Genomic DNA, 21,180 nt, shown 5'->3' on the forward strand with positions numbered 1-21,180 from the left:
GGGTGGGGTTTCACGCGAAGCCAGGGGAATGTAAGCGGCTTGCAGGTATCCGACCTATGATTGCGCCGTGACACGGCGACTTGCGGAAGTGGCGAAGAAGGTCGGCGTCAGCGAGGCGACCGTCAGCCGGGTGCTGAACGGTAAGCCCGGTGTGGCCGACGCCACCCGGGCGGCCGTGCTGACGGCGCTCGACGTGCTCGGATACGAGCGGCCGACCCAGCTTCGGGGCGAGCGTGCCCGCCTGGTCGGGCTGGTGCTCCCCGAGCTGGGGAACCCGATCTTCCCCGCGCTGGCGGAGGTCCTCGGCGGCGCGCTGGCCCAGCAGGGCTTCACGCCCGTGCTGTGCACGCGCACGGCCGGCGGGCTGTCGGAGGCCGACTACGTGGAGATGCTGCTGGAGCAGCAGGTCTCCGGGGTGGTGTTCGCCGGAGGGCACTACGCCGAGGCCGACGCGCCCCACGAGCACTACTTCCGCCTGCTGGAGCTGCGCCTGCCCGTCGTGCTGGTCAACGCCGCGACGGAGAGCCTCGGCTTCCCGCAGGTCTCCGCGGACGACGCCGTCGCGGTCGAGCAGGCGTTCGGCCACCTGATCTCGCTCGGCCACGAGTGCGTCGGGCTGGTCCTCGGTCCCGAGGACCACATCCCCTCGCGCCGCAAGCTCGCCGCCTTCACCGCCTCGGCCCGCAGGGCCGGCATCCAGACCGGCCCTGAGCTGGTCGAGAACACGCTGTTCTCGCCCGAGGGCGGCCAGGCCGCGGTGACCAAGCTGCTCAGGCGGGGGGTCACCGGCCTCATCTGCGCGAGCGACCCGCTGGCCCTCGGCGCCATCCGCGCCGTGCGCCGGCTCGGCATGTCGGTGCCCGAGGACGTCTCGGTGGTCGGTTACGACGACTCCGCCTTCATGAACTGCACCAACCCGCCCCTGACGACCGTCCGCCAGCCCATCGAGGCGATGGGCCGCACCGCCGTGACCCTGCTGGTCAGCCAGATCGAAGGCGCCTCGGTCACCGCCGAGGAGCTGCTGTTCGAGCCAGAGCTGGTCGTCCGGGGGTCCACCGCGCCCGTCAGGGTCCGGTCGACCGCCCTCGTGGACTAGGGTCCTGGCCTGTGGAGCCGCCCGCGCGGCGCGACCGGGAGCACGTCCCGGCTCCACGTGACCTGACCCGAAGGCCGAGCTCCGGGAGCTCCCTGAGGCGCGACGACGCATAAAGAAAGGCAGGTCGGTCATGTCGCCCGATCGTCGAATCCTTTTCGTACACGCTCATCCCGACGACGAGTCGATCGGCACCGGCGCCACGATGGCGAAGTACGCGGCCGAGGGGGCCCACGTCAGCCTGGTCACGTGCACGCTGGGCGAGGAGGGCGACGTGATCCCCGCCGAGCTGCGGCACCTCGGCGCCGACCATGAGGACCGGCTGGGGGACCACCGCGTCGGCGAGCTGTCCCGGGCCTGTGCCGAGCTCGGTGTGCGGGACCACCGCTTTCTCGGCGGGGCGGGCCGCTGGCGGGACTCCGGCATGATGGGGGCGCCCACCAACGACGACCCCGCGTGTTTCTGGCAGGCCGACCTGGACCTCGCGGCGGCCGAGCTGGTCGGCGTGGTGCGCGAGGTGCGCCCCCAGGTGATCGTGACCTATGACGACAACGGGTACTACGGCCATCCTGATCACATCCAGGCCCACCGCGTGGCGTGGCGTGCCTTCGAGAAGGCCGCCGACCCGGCGTTCGGCGAGGGGGAGCCGTGGACGCCGTCCCGGTTCTACGCCACGGCGATGCCGCTGACGGTGCTGGAACGTGCCGTCGACTCCGGGCCGTTCGAGCGGGTGAAGTCGGTGGAGGACTTCGGGTTCGGCGTCCCCGACGACCAGGTCACCACCCGCGTCGACGCCACCGCCCACCTCGAATCCAAGATCGCCGCACTGCGCGCGCACCGCACCCAGATCAGTGTGAACGGGGCCTACTTCGCGCTGTCCAACAACGTGGGCCAGCCGATCCTGCCCCAGGAGTACTTCACCCGGCTGGCGGGCGACCCCGGCCCCCTCGGAGACGACCACCACGAAGCCGACCTCTTCGGCTGACCAGCGCCCCCCTCAGGTCCTCTCGGGCAGGGCCGGGCCGTTCGTTTGGGTCAGGGACAGGTCGCTCCTCTAGGGCAATGGCAGGCCGTTCGTCTCGCGAGGAGACAGGCCGCTCAGGTAGGTGACCAGGCTGTCGAGGTCCTCCATGAACCAGGCGTCGCCCTCGAACTCGATCTCGACGTCCAGCCCGGACTCGATCACGTCGATCAGCCGCACCATGGAGAGCGAGCCGACCCCCAGGGCGACGAACGAGCAGCGGGCGCCGAGGATCTCCTGTGCGGAGATCTCCCCGTCACAGGCCTCCGACAGCGCACCCGCGAGCCACTCCCTGAGCCCGGTCCCGGCGCCCCCGCCGGTCCCGTCGTCCGTAACGCTCAGGTGATCCACCCCCTGGCCCGCGTCGTTCATATCGGTCACCTGATCCGTGCCGTTCGTGTGGTTCGTACCGCTTCGCTGGTCCATGTCGTCTCCTGTGTTCCCGCGGTCTTCGTCGGTCGTGCCGTGCCGTGCCGTTCCGACCGGCGGCGTCGGTCGCGTGCCTCGCGCGTTCCGTGCCGGTCACGGTGCCTCCTCCTCCAGGAGCAGGGCGGCCTCCTCCTCGGTGAGCCCCGACAGGTCCTCCACCAGCAGCCGCTCGACCTCCGCCGCGAGGTCGGCCACCGTGCGATGGACGAAGAGCGCGCGCACCGGGACCTCGATCCCGATCACGGCCCGCAGGCGGGAGCCCACCTGAACCGCCAGCAGGGAGTGCCCACCCAGAGCGAAGAAGTCGTCGAAAGCACCGACGAGTCCCGCGCCCACGTCCACGGGTCCCGAGCCAATGTCCACGGGTCCCGTGCCCGTACCGGCGCTTTCCGCGTTCGCCCTGACGGGAGGTGCGTTCGTACCGGCGCTGCCTGCGGGCGTTCCGGTGGGGTACGCGGACAGGTCGCGGCCGGCGGGCCGCAGCACCTCCTGCCAGATCTCCGCCACCAGGACCTCGGCGTCCGTACGGGGCGCCACGAACGGGCGGTCGCCACCGAGACCGGGCTCCGGCAGCGCCCTGCGGTCGATCTTGCCCCCGGGCGTCAGCGGGAGCGCGTCGAGCACGACCCAGACCTCGGGGACCATGTACGCGGGCAGCGCCGCCGCCAACGCGCGCCGCAGCACCACCGGGTCGAGCGGCCCAGACCCACCGACGGACCCCCGGGCGAACTCCCCGGCGGATCCTTGGGCGGACCCCCCGGCGGATCCTCGGGCGGACTGCCCGGCGGACTCCCCGACGGACCCCCGGGCGGACTTATCAGCGGGTCCGTCGGCGGGTCTGTCAGCGGGTTTCTCGCTAAGCCCCTCCGCCCCCTGACCGCCGGGCAGGGCGGGCGGGCCCGCGACGTAGGCGACCAGGGTGTCGTCACGAGCGAGCACGGCGGCCTGCCGGACGCCCGGGAGGGCGAGCAGCCGTTCCTCGATCTCCCCGGGCTCGACGCGGAACCCTCGGATCTTCATCTGGTCGTCCAGGCGGCCGAGGAACTCCAGCCGCCCGTCCGCGCGCCACCGGACCGCGTCGCCGGTCCGGTACAGCCGTCCTTCCCCCGGGTGGGCGACGAAGCGCTCGGCGGTGAGCTCGGGGCGGCCCAGGTAATGGCGGGCGAGCCCGGCGCCGCCGAGGTGAAGCTCCCCTGGCGCCCCCGGGGGGACCCGCCGGCCGTCAGGGCCGAGCACCACGGCCCGGGTCCCGGCGATCGGCCGGCCGATCGGGGGCCTTCCCGCCGTGTCGGCGGCGCCGAGGTCGGTGGCGGTCGCGATGATCGTGGCCTCGGTCGGCCCGTAGGTGTTCACCAGGCGCACCCGGTCGCCGAACCGCTCCCTCCAGCGGGCCACCGAGGCGGCGTGGACCTGCTCGCCGCCGAGGATGACCAGGCGCAGCCGCCCGGGCCACGCCACGTCGTCGATCTGGTCGACCAGCCGGTGCCAGTAGGCCGTCGGCAGGTCGAGCACGGTGATCTCCCGCCCCCGTGGGCCGGCGAGCAGCTCGGGCAGGGTGAGGGCGCCCTCGGGCAGCAGCTCCACGGCCGCACCGGCGGCGAGGGCGGGGTAGATCTCCTCCGCGTGGGTGTCGAAGCTCAGGGACGCGAACTGGACGACCCGGTCGCCGGGCCCGAGGGCGTAGGCCCGCCGCATCCAGTCCACACGGGCGGCCAGCGCCTGGTGCTCCACCACCACGCCCTTGGGCGTCCCGGTGGACCCGGAGGTGTAGATCACGTACGCGGCGTCGGTACCCCTCGTACCCGCCGCCAGGCTCCTCGGCGCCGGACCGTCGCCGGTGTCCTTCGCTTGGACGATCGCGGCCGTGAGGTTGCTCGCCGGGTCGTCGCCGGTGTCCTGTGGTCCGCCGATGAGCAGCAGGGGGACGTCGCCGGGCAGGGAGCCGGGCGGGTGCGGCCGGGTCAGCACCATGGCCGCGCCGCTGTCGGCGATGAGGAGCCCCTTGCGCTCGGGCGGCAGCTCGGTGTCCAGCGGCAGGTACGCGCCCCCGGCCCGCCACACCGCCAGCAGCGCCACGACGGCGTCGAGCGAGCGGCCGACGTGCACACCGACGACGGTCTCCCGCCATACGCCCCGGCCGCGCAGCCGGGCCGCGAGCGAGGCGACCCGCCGCTCCAGCTCCGCGTACGTCAGCGCCTCGCCGCCACAGCTCACCGCGACCCCCTGCGGGTACGCGGCCGTCATGCCGCCCACCATTCCCGGCACGAACCCACCAACCGTGAGGGCGATGGGCGGGGGGTCGCCGGGTGCGAGTGCGGAGGGCGGGGGGTCGCCGGGTGTGGAGGTGGAAGGCGGGGGGTCGGCGGGTTCGAGGGTGGCGAGCCGGGATCGGTCGGCGGGGGTGAGGAGGGGGAGGGCGGAGATCGGGGTGCCGGGCGCGGCCGTGATCCCGTGGCACAGGAGGACGAACCGGTCCGCCAGCGCGGCGACGGTCGCCTCGTCGAAGAGCTCCGCGTCGTACCCGAGGACGAGCGACAGCCCGCCAGGCCCGCGCCACGCCTCCAGCATCAGGTCGAACTTGGCCTGGCGGTACCCGGCGTCGAACCACTCCGGCTCTACCCCGCCCAGGGTGACCTTCCCGCCCTCGTCCTGGCTGTGCAGGATGGCCATGGTCTGGAACAGCGGGGTGCGGCGCGGGTCGCGCGGCACGTCCAGCTCCGCAAGCACCTTCTCGAACGGCACGTCCTGGTGGGCCATCGCGGCGAGGACGGTCGCGCGCGTCCGGTCGAGCAGGCCCGCGAAGGTGGGGTCGCAGGACAGGTCGCCGCGCAGCACGAGCGTGGTGGCGAAGTACCCCACGATCCGCTCGAACTCGACGCGGTCCCGCCCGGCCGACGGCGAACCCACCATGATCTCGCTCTGCCCGGTGTGCCGGGCGAGCAGCACCTGGTAGGCGGCGAGCAGCACCATGAACAGCGTCGCGCCGCGCTCGCGCCCGATCCGCTCCAGCCGGTCGGCCAGTTTGGGCGGCAGCGCGAACGAATGGAACCCGCCCCGGTGCGCGGAGACCTCGGGCCGGGGACGGTCGGACGGCAGTTCCAGTACCGGTGGGCCGGCGAGTTGCCCGCGCCAGTACTCCAGCGCGGCGCCGTCGTCCCGCCCGCGCCGCCAGTACGCGACGTCGCCGTACCGCAGCGTCGACTCGGTCAGCGTCGGCTCGGTCAGCGTCGGCTCGGTCGGCGTCGGCTCGGTCGGCATCGCGCCGGTGCCGTTACGGCGGGCGTCGTGGAACTCGGCGAGGTCCTCGCCGAGGATGGTCAGCGACCATCCGTCGCCCGCGATGTGGTGCAGCACCAGGCACAGCACGTGGTCGTCTTCGGCCAGGCGGAGCAGGGTGACGCGGAACGGAGGCGCGGCGGTCAGGTCGAAGGGGGCGTTGGTCCGCTCGGCAACGATCCGCCGCGCCTCCCCCTCGACACCGCCGGGTCCGCTGGAAAGGTCGGTGTGTTCCACGGTCAGGCCGCCGGGCGGTTCGACGACGGTGATCGGGACGCCGTCGTGGTCGGGGTAGCGGGTGCGCAGGGTCTCGTGGCGGGCGGTGAGGTCGCCGAGGGCGGCGGCCAGCGCGCCGGTGTCGAGTGCGCCGCGCAGCCGCCACACCAGGAACATGTTGTAGGAGGCGTCGCCGGGGTCGAGCCGGTGCAGGAACCACAGCCGCTCCTGCGCCGGGGACAGCGGTGGCGTCCCGCCGCCTGGGCGCCGCCCGACAGCGGCCATGGGAGGGGCGGGTGCCCCTGGGGTGGAGGTGGAGGCGTCGTGGAGCGCGGCCTCGTGAGGGGCGGCGGACGCATTGTGGTCCTGGAAGGCGGCGGGCGCATAGTGGTCGTGGGGGGCGGCGGGCGCGTAGTGGTCGTGGGGGGCGGCCTCGTGAGGGGCGGCGGGCGCATTGTGGTCCTGGAGGGCGGCGGGCGCATAGTGGTCGTGGGGGGCGGCGGACGCATTGCGGTCCTGGAAGGCGTCGGGCGCGTAGTAGTTGTGGAGGGCGGCCATGCCAGGGGCGGAGGCGTAGCGGTCGTGGAGGGCGGACGCGTATCCGGTCACGGTCGGGTTGGTGAACACCTCACGTAGCGGGATCTCCGTGCCGAGCGTGGCCGACATCCGCGCGGTCGCCTTGACCGCGAGCAGCGAGTGGCCGCCGAGCCGGAAGAAGTCGTCGTCGGCGCCCACGGCGTCCAGCCGCAGCACCTCGGAGAAGACCTCGGCGACGCGGCGTTCCATCGGGGTCGCGGGCGGCCTGTCGAGGCCGGGCGGCCGGCGGCCGGGAGCGGGCAGCGCCTTACGGTCGACCTTGCCGTTGGGGGTCATCGGCAGCGCCGCGAGCGGCACCACCTCCGAGGGGACCATGACGGCGGGCAGCGAACGCGCCGCGTGCGCGCGCACGCCGGAAGCGTCGCCGACGACGTAGGCGACCAGGTTGTCCTCGTGGATCGCGGCGACCGCGCGGGTCACCCCCGGGCAGACCGACAGGACCGCCTCGACCTCGCCCAGCTCGACGCGGTGCCCGCGCAGCTTCACCTGGCCGTCCGCGCGGCCGAGGAAGGACAGCCGGCCGTCGGCCAGCCACCGCACCCGGTCGCCGGTCCGGTAGAGGCGCGAGCCGGGCGGCCCGTACGGGTCGGGCAGGAAACGCTCGGCGGTCAGCGCCGGGCGGCGCAGGTAGTCCCGCGCGACCCCGGCGCCGCCGATGAACAGCTCCCCGGGCACGCCCACGGGCACCGGCTCGAACCGCTCATCCAGCACGTACACCTGGGTGTTGGCGAGGGGCCTCCCGATCGTGACCAGGTCCGGGTCCACCGGGACCCGCTCGCAGGTGGACCAGATGGTCGTCTCGGTGGGGCCGTACACGTTCCACATGTCCCGTACGCGCTCCCGCAGCGCACGGGCGAGCGGCAGCGGCAGCGCCTCGCCGCCAACGAGCGCGGTGACCGCCGTGCGGTCGAAGCCTGCGTGGAGCGCGGTGGCCGGCGGGCCGTTGAAGCCCGCGTTGGGGGTGGCCGCCGGGCGGTCGAAGCCTGCGTCGGGTGCGGTGACCGGCGGGCCGTTGAAGCCCGCGTCGAGCATGGCCTGCCATCCCGATGGCGTGGCCTGCACGTGGGTCACGGCGTGTGTGGACGCCAGCCTGGCCAAGGCGAGCGGGTCCGCGGCCTCCCGGCTGCTCGCGAGGAGTACCTGCCCCCCGGTGACCAGGGGCAGGAACAGTTCGAGCCCGGAGATGTCGAACGACAGCGACGTGAGCGCCAGCCACCGGTGCTCGGGGCCGGAGCCGAGCAGGTCCGCCATGGACAGCAGCAGGTTGACCAGGGCGCGGTGCTCGACCGCGACGCCCTTGGGCCGCCCGGTCGACCCCGAGGTGTAGATCACGTACGCCAGGTCGCCCGAGGTGGCCAGGGGGGCCGGCGCGGAGGCGGGTTCGGCGGCGCAGAGCCCCGGGTCGTCGATCGGCAGGGCCGGGATCCCGGTCGCGGGGAGCCGGTCGCGCACGCCCTCCTCGGTGAGCAGCAGCGCCGCCCCCGAGTCGGCCAGGACGAACGCCAGCCGGTCGCGCGGGTACTCCGGGTCCAGCGGCAGGTACGCGCCGCCGGCCTTCAACACGGCCAGCAGCGCGACCACCATCTCAGGCGACCGGGACGCGCACAGGGCGACCAGCACCCCGGGCCGCACGCCCTCGCGCCGCAGCCGGTGGGCCAGCCGGTTCGACCCGGCCTCCAGCTCAGCGTACGTCAGCGTGCGCCCCTCGCAGGTGACCGCCGTCGCGCCCGGCAGGCCGGTGACCAGCTCCGGCAGCGTGGCGTCCGGGCGCGGCGCCGCGGTGTCGTTCCACCCGGCCAGCAGCCGCTCCCGCTCCGCGGCGCCGAGCAGGTCCAGCTCGGACAGGCGGCGACCGGGGTCCTCGGTGGCCTGGCGCAGCAGGGCCTCGAAGTGCCCGGCCATGCGTTCGGCCGTGGCGTGGTCGAACAGGTCGGAGTTGTAGATCAGGGACAGCCGCAGCCCGTCGTGGTCCTGCCGGAACTCCGCCGTCAGGTCGAAGGGCGCCAGCCGCACCCCCGGGTCGTACGGGCCGGTCGTGAGCCCCTTCAGCGGCGGCAGGTCCCCGGCGTAGGTGTACAGGACGAGCTGGGCCTGGAACAGCGGGGTCCTGGCGAGGTCCCGCGCCAGGTTCAGCTCGCTCACCAGCCGGTCGAAGGGGACCGCGTCGTTGGAGTACGCCCCGAGGGCCGTCGTGCGCACACGGGTGAGCAGCTCGCGGAAGGTCGGGTCGCCGGACAGGTCCACGCGGAACACGAGCGTGTTGACGAAGAGACCGATCAGCGGCTCCAGTTCGGGCAGTCCGCGGCCCGCGACCGGGGTGCCGACGCAGATGTCGTCCTGGCCGGAGTACCGGGCGAGCAGCGCCTGGTAGGCGGCCATCAGCGTCATGAACCTGGTCGAGCGCGCCCGGCGGGACAGTTCGTCGATCCGCGCGGTCAGGGACGCGGGGAGCAGGCGGGTGACGACGCCGCCGTTGGCGGTGGTGACCGGCGGGCGCGGCCGGTCGGCGGGCAGGTCCAGCACGGGAGGGTCCGCGAGCTGGTGCCGCCAGTACCCGAGCTGCTCCTCCAGCACCTCACCGAGCCGCCCACGCTGCCACAGCGCGTAGTCCGCGTACTGGATCGCCGGCACCGGCGGCCCGGGCGCCGGGGGGAGGTGGGGCGTGCCTCTGCCTGGCGGGGACGTGTCGGGTCTGTCGCCGGTCGCCGGAGGCGTGGGGGATGGGCCGCTCCTCGCCGGGGGCGTGCCGGGCGTGTTTTCGCTTGCCGTGGGCAGGTGGGGCGCGCTTCCGTCTGGCGGGGACGTGTGGGGTCTGTCGCGGGTCGTCGGGGGCGTGGGGGATGTGCCGCTGTTCGCCGGAGGCGTGCTGGGCGTGTTTTCGCTCGTGTACGTCTCGTAGAGGGCCGCCAGTTCGCGGAAGAAGATCTCTGACGACCAGCCGTCCACGGCGATGTGGTGGAACACCACGCACAGCACGTGCTCGTCCTCGTCCTCGTTCCCGGCCCCGGCCCCGGCCTCGGCCTCGTCCCCGGCCTTGTCCCCGGACAGGCGCAGCAGGGTGGCCCGGAAGGGGTGCTCGCCGGCGAGGTCGAACTCGTGGGCCACGCGCTCGGCGGCGATCTCCTTGGCCCTGGCCTCGCGCCGGGCGGCGGGGAGGCCGGTCAGGTCCACCAGCTCCAGCACCCCGGCCACCAGGGGCGGGGTCGCTTGCGGGGGCGGGGCGGCTTGCCATACTTGGGTCGCTTGTCGTGCTTGGGGCGAGAACCCCAGAGCGGGAGCCGCCGGGGGCGGGGGGTCGATGACCTGGACGGGCTCGCCGTCCCGGCTCGGATAGCGGGTACGGAGCACCTCGTGGCGGGCGGCGATCTCCGCGACGGCCCTGCCGAGCGCCGCGACGTCCAGCGGGCCCGTCAGGGTGTGGGCGAGGAACACGTTGTAGGCGGCCCCGCCGCCGGGCTCCAGGCGGCTGAGGAACCACATGCGCTCCTGGCCGTAAGACAGCGGCGGGTCACCGAGGCCGGCGGGCCGTGCGGCGATCTCGCCGCGCGCGACCGTTCCCATGATCAGCCCACCTCCCCGACGAATGCCCCGGACGCGGGCCGGTCGTCCGCGTCAGGGGAGCTCGCACCGGGGGAGCTCGCGCCGCCGGAGGTCGCGCCGCCGGAGGTCGCGTCGGGATGGGTATTCGCGCCGGGGGAGGTCGCGTAAGGCCGGGCGTTCGCGCCGTCGGAGATCGCGTCGAGCAGGTCGCCGAATGTGAGGGCGTCGAAGAACACCTGGAGGGGCACCTCCAGCCCGAGGCGCTGCCGCACGCGGGAGGCGATCTGCGTGATCGTCAAGGAGTGCGCTCCGAGGTCGAACAGGTCGTCCTCCGGCCGGATCTCACCGACCCGCAGGACCTCCTGGCAGATCACCCGAATCGCCGCGGCCCGGTCCGCCGACGCCGTCCCCGGACGATCGCCGCTCCCGGCAGAAGTGCCCGAACCCGACCCGACTGGACCATCGTTGTTCCGGGTAGAAGCGTCCGAGCCCGACCGGATCGGACCGTCACCGTTCCCGGCAGGAGCATCCAAGCCCGACCCGACTAGAACATCGCTCCCGGCAGAAGCGTTCGGACCAGAGCCGAACGGACCGTCACCGTTCCCGCCGGAGTCGGTCACGGGCGACTCGGCCGGAGCGGCGCCGCCCAAGAGGGCAGGGTCGGGAAGGGCGGTGCGGTCGAGTTTGCCGTTTGGGGTCAGGGGCAGCGCGGCAACCACCGTGAAGTGGTCGGGGACCATGTACTTCGGCAGGACACGCCCCAGGAAACCCCGCAGCTCACCCGTACCGAACCCCATCCCAGCATCGGGGACCACGTAGGCGGCCAGGTAAGGGTCTCCGGTCCCGTCTTCCCGGACGATCACGGCGGCCTGGGCGATCAGCGGGTGTTCCAGGAGGCGGGCCTCGATTTCGCCGGGTTCGATGCGGTGACCACGGAGCTTCACCTGGTCGTCGGCGCGGCCCAGGAACTCCAGGGTCCCGTCCGCGTGCCAGCGTGCCCGGTCGCCCGTGCGGTACATGCGCCCGCCGGTGAGCGGGTCCGGGACGAACCGCTCCCGCGTCAGCGCGGGCCGGCCGAGGTAGCCGGTGGCCACGCCCGCGCCGCCGATGACCAGCTCGCCGGGCACCCCGATGGGGGCGAGGTCGTCCTGCCCGTCCAGCACGTACACGGCGGTGTTGGCGATCGGCCGCCCGATGGACACCGCGCCCGGGTCGGCGGGGACCTCCCACGCGGTGGACCAGATGGTCGTCTCGGTGGGCCCGTACACGTTCACCAGGCGGTCCACCCGGCCGCGCAGCTCGCGGGCCAGCGGCGCCGGCAGCGCCTCGCCCCCGGCGAGGGCGACGACGTCGCGCGCGTCGAACCCGGCGGCCAGCAGCATCCGCCAGCCCGACGGCGTCGCCTGCACGTGTGAGACGCGCTCGGCCCTGACCAGCTCGACCGCCCCGGGCCCCCGGGAGGCGTCCTCGTCCGCGACGACCACCCGGCCGCCGGTGACCAGGGGGAGCAGCAGTTCCAGCGCCGAGATGTCGAACGACAGGGACGTGAGCGCGAGCCACGTGTGCCGGGGGGCGGCGCCGAGCAGGTCGCGCATCCCGAGCAGCAGGTTGGCCAGCGCGGAGTGCGGGACCACGACCCCCTTGGGGCGCCCGGTGGAACCGGAGGTGTAGATGACGTACGCGGGGGAGCCGGGGTCGAGCCCGGTGCCGTCCGTGCCGGGGGTCGCCAGGGGCGGCGGCGCCGTTTCGCGCCGGTCCAAGCGGACCTGGCGGAGGGCAGGGGCCAGCCCGGTCCCGCCGTCGGTCAGGACGGTCTGGACGCCCGCGTCGGCCAGGATGAAGTCCAGCCGCTCGGCCGGGTAGGCGGGGTCGAGGGGCAGGTACGCGGCCCCGGCCCGCATCACGGCCAGCATCCCGGCGATCATGGTCCACGAGCGCTCCATGTGCAGCGCCACCAGCGAACCCGTCCCTGCCCCCGCGTCCCGGAGGCGGTCGGCCAGCCGGGCGGAGATCGCGTCCAGCTCGGCGTAGCGGAGCCGCCGGTCGCCGTGGACCACGGCCTCCGCGTCCGGCGTCGCGCGCACCCGCTCGGCGAACAGCGAGAGCACGGTGGCGTCGGGGGCGTATGGCACGCGGGTGTCGTTCCAGCCGGAGGACACCAGCTCGCGTTCCTCCGGCGGCAGGACCGGCAGGTCACCGACCGGCGTGTCCGGTTCCTCCGCCGCCACCGTGAGCAGGGTCAGGAAGTGGGCGGCGACGCGCCGGGCGTCGGCGTCCCCGACACGCGCGGTGTCGTAGCGCAGGCTGACCGACAGGTCCTCGGGATTCTCGACGAACTGGACGTTGAGCGTGTTCCGCACCGCGTGGGGGAACATCGTCCACTCGACGCGGGTGTCCAGCCCGGCGAACTCCGGGTCCGCGGCCCGCTTGCGGTAGCTGACGGAGACGGGGGTGAGGGCCGCACGGGACGTCAGGCCGCCGATGGCCTGGGTCAGGGGGACGTGCCGGAAGCGGTACAGCTCGCGGAGCCCGGCGCGGACGCCGGTGGCGAACTCCCGGAACGTCGCGCCGGGGTTCGGGCGCGCGGCCAGCGGCAGTTCGTTGACGTACAGGCCGATGCGGTCGCGGGTCTCGCTGGTGCGGGTGCCGAGGTCGAGCGAGAGCATGACGTCGTCGTTGCCGTAGTGCTGCAGCAGCGCCCGCAGGGCCGTCACGACGAACTCGAAACGGGTGACCCCCACCTCCTCCGCGGTCTTCGCGAGCCGCCCCCACAGCGCGCCGTCCACCGTGAGGTCGACGTTCCCGCCTTCGCCCGCCTGGGGCTGGTTCCGCCGGGGCGAAGGCGGCGTCCGGTGACCAGGGAGGATCACCTCGCCCTCGTCCCGCCACCTGGCCTTCCAGTAGTCCCTGGCCCGCCCCCGATCCCTTTCGACCCGTTCCCGCTCCGCTGCGACCCGTTGCTGCTCCGCTTCGAGCCGTTCCCGCTCCGCTTCGGCACGTGCCGTCTCCGCCTCGGTGTGTCCTCGCTCTGCCTCGGCGTGTGGCTCGTACGCGGCCTGGGTCGTTGTCCCTAGGCGTCCCGGGGTCTTCTCCGTGGGCGCCGGGGTGCTTAGGTGCGTGCCGTACAGCTCGGCGAGGTCGCGGACGAGTACGTCCTTGGATCCGCCGTCGAACACGAGGTGGTGCGCCACGAACAGCAGCACGTGCCGCCGGGGGGCGAGCGTGAGAAGCGTGAATCGGGCCAGTGGCCCGCGTTCCAGGTCGAATCCCCGCCGGATCGCCTCCTCCACCAGGTCGTCCACGGGGGGTAAGGGGTTTCCGGGGGTGGTGAGGTCCTGGTGGGTGATGGGCGGGGCCGTGTCCGGGCGGAGGAACAGGACGCCGTCCACCTCTTCGGCGCGACAGCGGAGCGTCTCGTGCCGGGCGACCAGGGCGGCGCACGCGGCGAGCAGCGCGCCGGTGTCCAGTTCGCCGTCGAAGTGGATGGCGAGGGGCAGGTGATAGGCCGGGCCGGTCACACCCGTCCGCTCGGCGACCCAGACGCCGTGCTGGGCGAAGGAAGCCTGCATGAGTTCTCTTTTCTGAGCGGAGGTACTCGTCTCGGAGAGGTCCCCGCGGCCGACGGGGCCCGCGCGACCTCGGATGGTCCACCGGCCGGCCGCCGTACAGCGGCGCCGGCCCCGCCGTACCCCCTCCCACCGCCTCGGCGCCGACCTGAAGCCACCACAGGCAGCGGAAGAGAGCCGGCCACCAGCCCCGCCCAAGAAATCCAAAGCGCCGCCGGCCCCCGTCACCTGAGCGTTGGTGGGCGGTACCGGGTGGCCCGCCGTCACCTGCCGGTGGCACCGGGCGGTTCCGGCTCCCCCACCGGTCAGGTGGTTGATAGGAGGGAGTCGCGGAGGGTGCGTTTGAGCACTTTGCCGGCGGGGTTCTTGGGGAGGGCGTCGACGATCAGGATTCGCCGGGGTAGTTCGTGTTCGGCGAGGCGGGGCGCGAGGAAGGCGCGGACGTCGCGCAGGGAGAGGGCGGCGGAGGTGACGAGCGCGGCGACGACCTGTGTGCCGAGGTCGGCGTGCGGTACGCCGAACACGGCGGCGTCGCTGACGTCGGGATGCTCGTGCAGCGCGGCCTCGATCTTCATGGTGGAGATCTTGAACGCGCCGGACTTGATGATGTCGTGGTCCCGGTCGACCAGGTGGAGATACCCCTCGCCGTCCAGGTAGCCGACATCGCCCATGCGAACCCACCTCCCCCGGAACACCGTCCCCTCCGTAGCCCGGTCGCCGTTCCCGTGGGATACCGGTCGGTGGCCGGGGGGTGGGGGGTTCGATGGGTGGGTTCGGTAGTAGGTGCGGGGGGTGGTGGGGGAGCGGAGCCAGACGTGGCCGGGTTCGCCGGGTGGGGGTGGGTGGCCGCCTTCGTCGGTGATGCGGATGTCGCCCGGTGAGGCGGGGCGGCCCACGGACGTCGGCCGGGCCGGGTCGAAGATCATGGTCATCTGGGCGGGCGCCGCCTCGGTGGAGGTGTAGTAGTTGACGATCGTCGCGTTGGGGAAGACCGCGCCCAGCGCGACGGCGACCGCCGGCGGGAGCGCCGCCGCGGTGGACCCGAACAGCCGCACGCTCGACAGGTCGTACCGCTCGTGGATCCCGGCCTTGAGCAGTTCGGTGGCCATGGTCGGGACGACGAAGACGGTCCCGACCGCCCGCGACTCGATCAGCCTGCCGAACCGCGCGGGGGTGAACAGCGGCAGCGTCAGCGCGGAGGCCCGGGCGTCGAGGGCGTTGACCAGCATCGTCTGCCCGGCGTTGGTCCCGACCGGGAAGGCGTGCAGGAACTGCCGCGAGTGCGCGAGCGGGCGCCGCCGCCCGGTGAAGGTGCAGCCGAACATCAGGTTGGCGTGGCTCGCGGCCACGCCCTTCGGCCTGCCGGTGGTCCCCGAGGTGTAGAGGATCTGCGCGAGGTCCCGCTCCGGGGTGTCCGGTTCCACGGGCGCCCCCGGCCCCCGGTCGAGGTCCGCGACCGTCGCCGTCCACGCCCCGGGGTACGGGGGCGGTGCGGCGCCCTGGTCGTGGACGAGGCCGGTGGCGGCGCAGTCGGCCAGCATGAAGGCCAGTTCCGCCGGGGGGAACCGGTCCGAGAGCGGTACCGCCACCCCGCCGGCCTTGTGGACCGCGCAGTAGGCGACGGCGAAGTCGATCCAGCCCCGGCCGCCGAACAGCAGTCCCACGCGGTCCCCGGCGCGCAGGCCCCGTTCGAGCAGGCCGAGGGCGACCGCGTCCGCCCGGGTCTCCCATTCGCCGAACGTCAGCGATCCGACGCCGTCCACGGTCACGGCGGGCCGTCCGGGATCCTCGGCGGCCCGCGTCGCGAGCAGGCGCGTCGTCGTTCTCATCATGGTGGGGAACCTTCGATCGCCACGCACTTCCCCCGTCTGGCGAGCTATCGGTATGACGACAAAAGACTGACAGATTATGAGATAGTCTCGCAAGAACTGGACATTTCCGATGTGGCGGCGGCGATACGGAGGTTTCCGATGACCGAATCCGGGTGGTCGCCGCCCGTGCCCGCCGAACGCCACGGCCGCCTCACCTGGGCCCAGCACGAGTGGGTCCAGTGGATCCCCACCGACTCCCCGACCTCGTTCGAGGACAACATCTGCGCCGCCGTGCCCGGCCGTGACGCGCCCCGCGAGGCGGTGGTCGCGGCCGTACGGGACGTCGTCCTGCGCCACGAAGGGCTGCGGTCGGTCATCGAGCGCGGCCAGGGGGACCGGGCCCGCCAGCACGTCACCCCGGTCGACGCCTTCCTCGGCGACATCATCGAGGTCACCGGTCAGGACCCCGGCGGCCCCCGCTTCGACACCCCCTGGCGGCGCACGTGCTTCCGGATCGGCGCCGAATGGCCGATCAAGGTGGTGCTGTTCGTGCGAGGCGCGGCCGTGCGCCGCGTCGACCTGGTGGTCGACCACGTCGCCATCGACCCGTGGGCGATGACCGTCCTGTGCCGTGACCTGTCGCTGGCGATCAGGTCGCGCGCCGCCGGTCGCGAGCCGTTCGCCGCGAGCCCCCCGGCCGAGCAGCCCATCGACGCCGCCGAGGCGGAGGTCACCCCCGCGGGTCAGGCCTACCAGCGCCGCGCCCTGCGGTACTGGGAACGGCGGCTCACCGGGCTCAGGGACGGCCTCGACGGCTTCACGCCGCGCGCAGAACCCCCGGCGCCGCCCGTGCCGCTCACCGAGTATGGCGGCTTCCGCTCGTGCTGGCTGACCTCCCGCCGCGCGGGGGAGGCGGCCGGGGTCCTCGCCAGGACGCGGGGCATATCGGCCTCCGCCGCCTTCCTGCTCGCCTTTGGCGCCGCCGTCTGCGCGGTGGAGGCGTCGCCGCTGGCCGGGCTGTTCGCCATCTCGGCGAACCGGCTGTCCGCCGGCGCCGCGGGCTCGGTGCGCAAGGCCACCATGACGCTGCCCGTGCTGGTCCCGCGCCCCACCGGCGCCACCTTCGCGCGGGCCCTCGCGGACTGCGCGGCCCAGCAGCTGCACGGCCACCGCTTCGCCAACGCCGACCCGTACGCCACCGAGCGGATGTGCGAGGACGTCCTCGGCGGCCTGTACAAGACGGCGGTGGCGTACCCGAGGTTCAGCTACATGGACGGGTCGATCGCCGGGGACTTCGGCACCGCCTGGTCGGCGAGCCGTGGCGCCTTCGACGACGAGGAGGTCACGTTCGCCCCGCCGCGCCTGCTCGGCGCCAAGTACATGCTCACGGTGCTGCACCGCGCCGAGGGGGCCGTGCTGAGCCTGCAGTGGAGTGACGAGACCCACTGGGGCGACGGCGCCGAGGCCATGCTGCGGCACATGGAGGACCTCATGGTCTGGGCGGCCTCCGGCCAGACCGCCGGCATGCCGGTGTTCGGCCGCGACCGGGTGGCCGGGTGATCGCGCAGGACCTCCGGGTGACCGCGCAGGACCTCCGGTGACCTCGCGGGATCTCCGGGTGGCCGGGTGATCGCGCGGGACCTCCGGGTGGCCGCGCCGGACCTCCGGGTGGCCGGGTGACCTCGCGGGACCTCGCCTTCGACGGCTGCCACAACGTCAGGGACCTCGGCGGCCTGCCCACCGCCGACGGCCGCGAGACCCGGCGGGGCGCCGTCGTGCGGTCGGACACGCCCGACCGCCTGACCGCCGCCGGCTGGTCGGCGCTTCGCGCGTACGGCGTCCGCACGCTGGTCGACCTGCGCAACGACGCCGAGGTCACGGCCTGGAACGGGTACCGCCCGCCCTGGGTCGAGGTGGTGCGCGCCCCGCTGGACGACGACGGCGACACCGAGTTCTGGGAGAGCTTGAGGCACCTCTACGGCACGCCGCTGTACTACCGGGCCTTCCTGGACCGCAAACCCGGCCGGTGCGCCGCCGCGGTCGCCGCGATCGCCCAGGCCCCGCCCGGCGGTGTGCTGTTCCACTGCGTCGCGGGCCGCGACCGCACGGGCATCGTCGCGCTGGTGCTGCTCGCCCTCGCGGGCGTGCCGCCCGGCGACATCGCCGCCGACTACGAGCTGACCGCCGAGCGCCTCGGGCCCCTGTACGCCAAGATCGGCGAGGAGGACGAGGCGCCGTCGATCCGGCGCCGCCTGGCGCAGGCAGGCACCTCGGCGCGCGAGATCGTCTCGACGCTGGCGGCGATGGACGCCGGGGCCTACCTCCTCGGCGGCGGCCTGAGCCCGGCCGATCTCGCGGCCGCCCGCGCACGCCTCGCCCCACCGGCCTGACGCACCGGAGGTGAGCCCGCCACCGCACGTCCCAAAGGCTTGACGCACCCGGGTGAGGCCGCCACCGCACGTCCCAGAAGCCTGACGTCCCCTGGATCAGGAGCCCGCGGAGACCGGGACGCCGGGGACGCCCGGCCGGACGTCCGCCATCGCCTCGGTGTACACCCCGAGCAGCCGGTCCACCGCGTCCTCCCACCCGAACCGGGACGCGTGCGCCACCGCCCCCTGGGCGAGGGCCCGCAGCAGGCGCGGGGTCGCCACCAGGCCGCTGAGCACCCGCGCGTACCTGGCCGGGTCGTGCCCGTCCACGAGCACCCCCGAGACGCCGTTGCGCACCGCCGTGCGCAGCCCCCCGGCCGCCGAGGCCACCACCGGGGTCCCGCACGCCTGCGCCTCCACCGCGACCAGCCCGAACGTCTCGGCGTGCGAGGGGACGACGACGGCCGTCGCCGCCCGGTACCAGTCGGCGAGGACGGCCTGCGGGCACGGCGGCTCCAGCCGGACCTGGCCGGCGATGCCCAGGGCGGCGGACAGCTCGGCGAGGTGGGCCGGGTTCGCCCGCCCGCTCCCGCTCGGCCCGCCGACGATCGCCACCACGAGCCGCCCGCGCAGGCGGGGGTCGTCGCCGAGCATGCGGGCGGCGGCGCGCAGCAGCACGTCCGGCCCCTTCAGCGGCTGCACGCGCCCGGCGAACAGCAGCACGACGGCGTCCGCGGGGAGGCCCAGCCGCCGCCGGGCGCCGCCGGCCGGGCCGGGACTGAACAGGGTCAGGTCGACCCCCGGGTTGATCGTCCGCACCCGGGCGGGGTCGGCCCCGTACAGGGAGACCAGGTGCCCGGCCTCCTGCACGGTGTTGGCCACCAGCCGGTCGGCGGCGTGGACGACCGCACGCTCCCCGGCGAGGCGGCTCGCGGGCTCCCGCTCGTCGCCGTCGGCCAGTGAGGCGTTCTTGGTGCGGCCGAGCGAGTGCATCGACTGGACCAGCGGTACGCCCCACCGCCGCCGGGCGGCGATGCCGACCTGGCCGGACAGCCAGTGGTGGGCGTGGATCAGGTCGTACCCGCCGGGACCGGCGCGCAGCATCTCGCCGGCGAACCGGCCCACCGTGGCGGGCAGCTCGGACTTGTCCAGTTCGGCGGCGGCGCCCGCGACCACGTGCCGGACCAGCACCCCGGGCGCCAGCTCGGCCCGGGCCGGCGCGTCGCGGGAGGTGGCGCGGGTGAAGATCTCCACCTCGACGCCCCGCCGCGCGAGCCGCCTGGCGACCTCGACGACGTAGACGTTGAGCCCGCCGGCGTCGCCGCCGCCCGGCTGGGCGAACGGCGAGGTCAGCACACTGATGGTCGCGATCCGACGGGGAAGGGGAGAGCCTGGGCGCACGAGGAGTACCCACCTTCGATTCGTGGTCACACAAACGGCCGACGGCTTGCGCTCCTGGTCGCGGAGCGCAAGCCGTACCCCGTCAAAGGGGGACCATCAAGGGGCCTGGACCGCCGAGGGGCGATGGGCCGGGGCGGGGGCCGTGCGGTGTCAGCCGGTGCGCAGCCAGACCGCGGTGTCGGAGGGGAGCAGGTTCCCCTCCAGGGGGCCGCTGGCGAGCAGCACGCCCTCGTGGGGCGGCAGCTCGACGGCGTCGGGGTTGAAGTTGGCGACGCACGCGAGCCCGGACTCCCGGGCGAACGCGAGCACGCCCTCGGGCGAGTCCAGCCACCGCAGCGAGCCGTCGCCGAGCTCGGCCCTGCGGATCCGCAGCCCCGCCTTGTACAGCGACAGCATGGAGGACTCGTCGGCTGTCTGGGCCTCGGCGGTGAGGCCCTTCCACGACGCGGGCTGCGGCAGCCAAGGCTCACCGGTGCTGTATCCGAACGGCGGTTCCTGCCCCGACCAGGGAAGCGGCACGCGGCAGCCGTCCCGGCCGGGGACGGTGTGCTTGGACCGGGTCCACATCGGGTCCTGGCGCAGCTCGTCGGGGATGTCGTCGACCTCGGGCAGGCCGAGCTCCTCGCCCTGGTACACGTACAGGCTGCCGGGCAGCGCCATCGCCATCAGCGCGGCGGCCCTGGCCCTGCGCTCGCCGAGCACCAGGTCGGACGGCATGCCGTCGTTGCGCTCGGCGTGGTCGAAGGAGGTCACCGCCCTGCCGTACTTGGTCACCGGGCGCGGGACGTCGTGGTTGGACAGCACCCAGGTCGGCGGGGCGCCGATCGGGACGTGCGTGGCCAGCGTCAGGTCGATCGACGCGCGAAGCTCGGCGGCCTCCCAGCGGCGCGCCATGAAGTCGAAGTTGAACGCCGTGTGCATCTCGTTGGGGCGCAGGTAGAGCGCGAAACGCTCCTGGTCGGGCAGCCAGACCTCGCCGATGAGGATGCGCTCCCCGTACTCGTCGGAGATCTGCCGCCAGCCCTGGTAGATCGTGTGGACGCCGTCGTGGTCGGTGTAGGACTCCTCCTCGCTGTCGAAGTCCTTGATCAGCAGGGCCGCGGAGTCGATGCGGATGCCGTCCACGCCCCGGTCGAACCAGAACCGCAGGACGTCGTGGAACTCCTCGACGACCTCGGGGTTGTTCCAGTTGAAGTCGGGCTGCTCGGGGGCGAACAGGTGGAGGTACCACTGGCCGTCGGGGACGCGGGTCCAGGCCGGGCCGCCGAAGATGGACTTCCAGTCGTTCGGCGGCAGGTCGCCGTTACCCTCGGCGAACCAGAACCGCTCCCGCTCGGCGGAGCCGGGGCCTGCCGCGAGCGCGTCCAGGAACCATTTCTGCTGGTCGGAGCCGTGGTTCGGGACGATGTCGATGATCGTCCTGATCCCCAGCGCGTGCGCTTCCTGGATGAACTTCTCCGCCTCGGCCAGCGTGCCGAAGGACGGCTCGATGTCACGGTAGTCGGCGACGTCGTAGCCGCCGTCCGCCATGGGGGAGGGGTACCAGGGGTTGAGCCAGATCGCGTCGACACCGAGATCGGAGAGATAGGGCAGACGTGACCGCAGTCCAGCCAGGTCACCGATGCCGTCGCCGTTGCCGTCGGCGAAGCTTCGCAGGTAGACCTGGTAGATCGCGGCTCCCCGCCACCACGTTTCGGACATGCTGGAGTCTCTCCCTTACAGATTCGGTGTGCGGCTCGCGCCGTTTCGATGGACGGCCCGGGCCGCTGCGGTACGGCGCGAGCGGCTTGGTGTAGAGCGGGCGCCGTTTCCTGTGGGGCCGGCGTGTTCTCGGTTCGGGGCGGGCGCCGTCGACCGGAGG

General features: G+C 73.8%; 10 protein-coding genes. 4 read left to right on the plus strand and 6 right to left on the minus strand.

Annotated elements, in window-relative coordinates; all coding sequences use genetic code 11:
* Nucleotides 1-67: 67 nt before the first annotated feature.
* Together NYZ98_RS03090 and mshB are read left to right on the plus strand one after the other, a co-directional pair.
* Nucleotides 68-1,096: a LacI family DNA-binding transcriptional regulator gene (locus NYZ98_RS03090; RefSeq protein WP_262840903.1), complete on the plus strand. Its 1,029-nt coding sequence runs from the start codon at nt 68-70 to the stop codon at nt 1,094-1,096.
* A 130-nt stretch (nt 1,097-1,226) separates the two neighbouring features.
* Complete coding sequence (gene mshB, locus NYZ98_RS03095; RefSeq protein ID WP_262840904.1) at nt 1,227-2,078, plus strand: N-acetyl-1-D-myo-inositol-2-amino-2-deoxy-alpha-D-glucopyranoside deacetylase; 852 nt, start codon at nt 1,227-1,229, stop codon at nt 2,076-2,078.
* Nucleotides 2,079-2,147: 69 nt separating this feature from the next.
* Here the strand turns inward: mshB and NYZ98_RS03100 are convergent, their stop codons facing one another.
* From NYZ98_RS03100 to NYZ98_RS03115, 4 genes are all read right to left on the minus strand, one after another.
* Nucleotides 2,148-2,540 carry a hypothetical protein gene (locus tag NYZ98_RS03100; RefSeq protein WP_262840905.1) on the minus strand — a complete coding sequence of 131 codons (393 nt, stop codon included), beginning with the start codon at nt 2,538-2,540 and terminating at the stop codon, nt 2,148-2,150.
* Between the two features lie 96 nt (nt 2,541-2,636).
* Nucleotides 2,637-10,193: a non-ribosomal peptide synthetase gene (locus tag NYZ98_RS03105; protein ID WP_262840906.1), complete on the minus strand. Its 7,557-nt coding sequence runs from the start codon at nt 10,191-10,193 to the stop codon at nt 2,637-2,639.
* A 2-nt stretch (nt 10,194-10,195) separates the two neighbouring features.
* Nucleotides 10,196-13,741, minus strand: a complete 3,546-nt coding sequence (locus NYZ98_RS03110; protein ID WP_262840907.1) for an amino acid adenylation domain-containing protein — start codon at nt 13,739-13,741, stop codon at nt 10,196-10,198.
* Between the two features lie 302 nt (nt 13,742-14,043).
* Nucleotides 14,044-15,570, minus strand: a complete 1,527-nt coding sequence (locus tag NYZ98_RS03115; protein WP_262840908.1) for a class I adenylate-forming enzyme family protein — start codon at nt 15,568-15,570, stop codon at nt 14,044-14,046.
* A gap of 138 nt (nt 15,571-15,708) precedes the next feature.
* Here NYZ98_RS03115 and NYZ98_RS03120 point away from each other — a divergent pair, with 138 nt between their 5' ends.
* Together NYZ98_RS03120 and NYZ98_RS03125 are read left to right on the plus strand one after the other, a co-directional pair.
* Entirely contained in the window at nt 15,709-17,109 is a 1,401-nt protein-coding gene (locus NYZ98_RS03120) for a condensation domain-containing protein (protein WP_262840909.1), read from the plus strand.
* Nucleotides 17,110-17,225: 116 nt separating this feature from the next.
* A complete protein-coding gene (locus NYZ98_RS03125) occupies nt 17,226-17,939 on the plus strand; it encodes a tyrosine-protein phosphatase (RefSeq protein ID WP_262840910.1) in 714 nt (237 codons plus the stop codon).
* A 96-nt stretch (nt 17,940-18,035) separates the two neighbouring features.
* Here the strand turns inward: NYZ98_RS03125 and mshA are convergent, their stop codons facing one another.
* Both mshA and NYZ98_RS03135 read right to left on the minus strand, forming a co-directional pair.
* Nucleotides 18,036-19,319 (minus strand): D-inositol-3-phosphate glycosyltransferase, encoded by a 1,284-nt coding sequence (gene mshA / locus NYZ98_RS03130; protein WP_262840911.1) that lies wholly within the window; start codon nt 19,317-19,319, stop codon nt 18,036-18,038.
* 150 nt (nt 19,320-19,469) lie between these two features.
* Entirely contained in the window at nt 19,470-21,020 is a 1,551-nt protein-coding gene (locus NYZ98_RS03135) for a glycoside hydrolase family 13 protein (RefSeq protein ID WP_262840912.1), read from the minus strand.
* Nucleotides 21,021-21,180: the final 160 nt, after the last annotated feature.

This window comes from Sphaerisporangium corydalis (genome assembly GCF_025506355.1).
GTDB classification, from domain to species: Bacteria; Actinomycetota; Actinomycetes; order Streptosporangiales; family Streptosporangiaceae; genus Sphaerisporangium; species Sphaerisporangium corydalis.

Bases quoted from the DNA above. Each gene is read 5' to 3' on its own strand.
- mshB (WP_262840904.1), top strand. From the start codon at position 1,227: ATGTCGCCCGATCGTCGAATCCTTTTCGTACACGCTCATCCCGACGAC.
- NYZ98_RS03100 (WP_262840905.1), bottom strand. From the start codon at position 2,540: ATGGACCAGCGAAGCGGTACGAACCACACGAACGGCACGGATCAGGTG.
- NYZ98_RS03105 (WP_262840906.1), bottom strand. From the start codon at position 10,193: ATGGGAACGGTCGCGCGCGGCGAGATCGCCGCACGGCCCGCCGGCCTC.
- NYZ98_RS03110 (WP_262840907.1), bottom strand. From the start codon at position 13,741: ATGCAGGCTTCCTTCGCCCAGCACGGCGTCTGGGTCGCCGAGCGGACG.
- NYZ98_RS03115 (WP_262840908.1), bottom strand. From the start codon at position 15,570: ATGATGAGAACGACGACGCGCCTGCTCGCGACGCGGGCCGCCGAGGAT.
- NYZ98_RS03120 (WP_262840909.1), top strand. From the start codon at position 15,709: ATGACCGAATCCGGGTGGTCGCCGCCCGTGCCCGCCGAACGCCACGGC.
- NYZ98_RS03135 (WP_262840912.1), bottom strand. From the start codon at position 21,020: ATGTCCGAAACGTGGTGGCGGGGAGCCGCGATCTACCAGGTCTACCTG.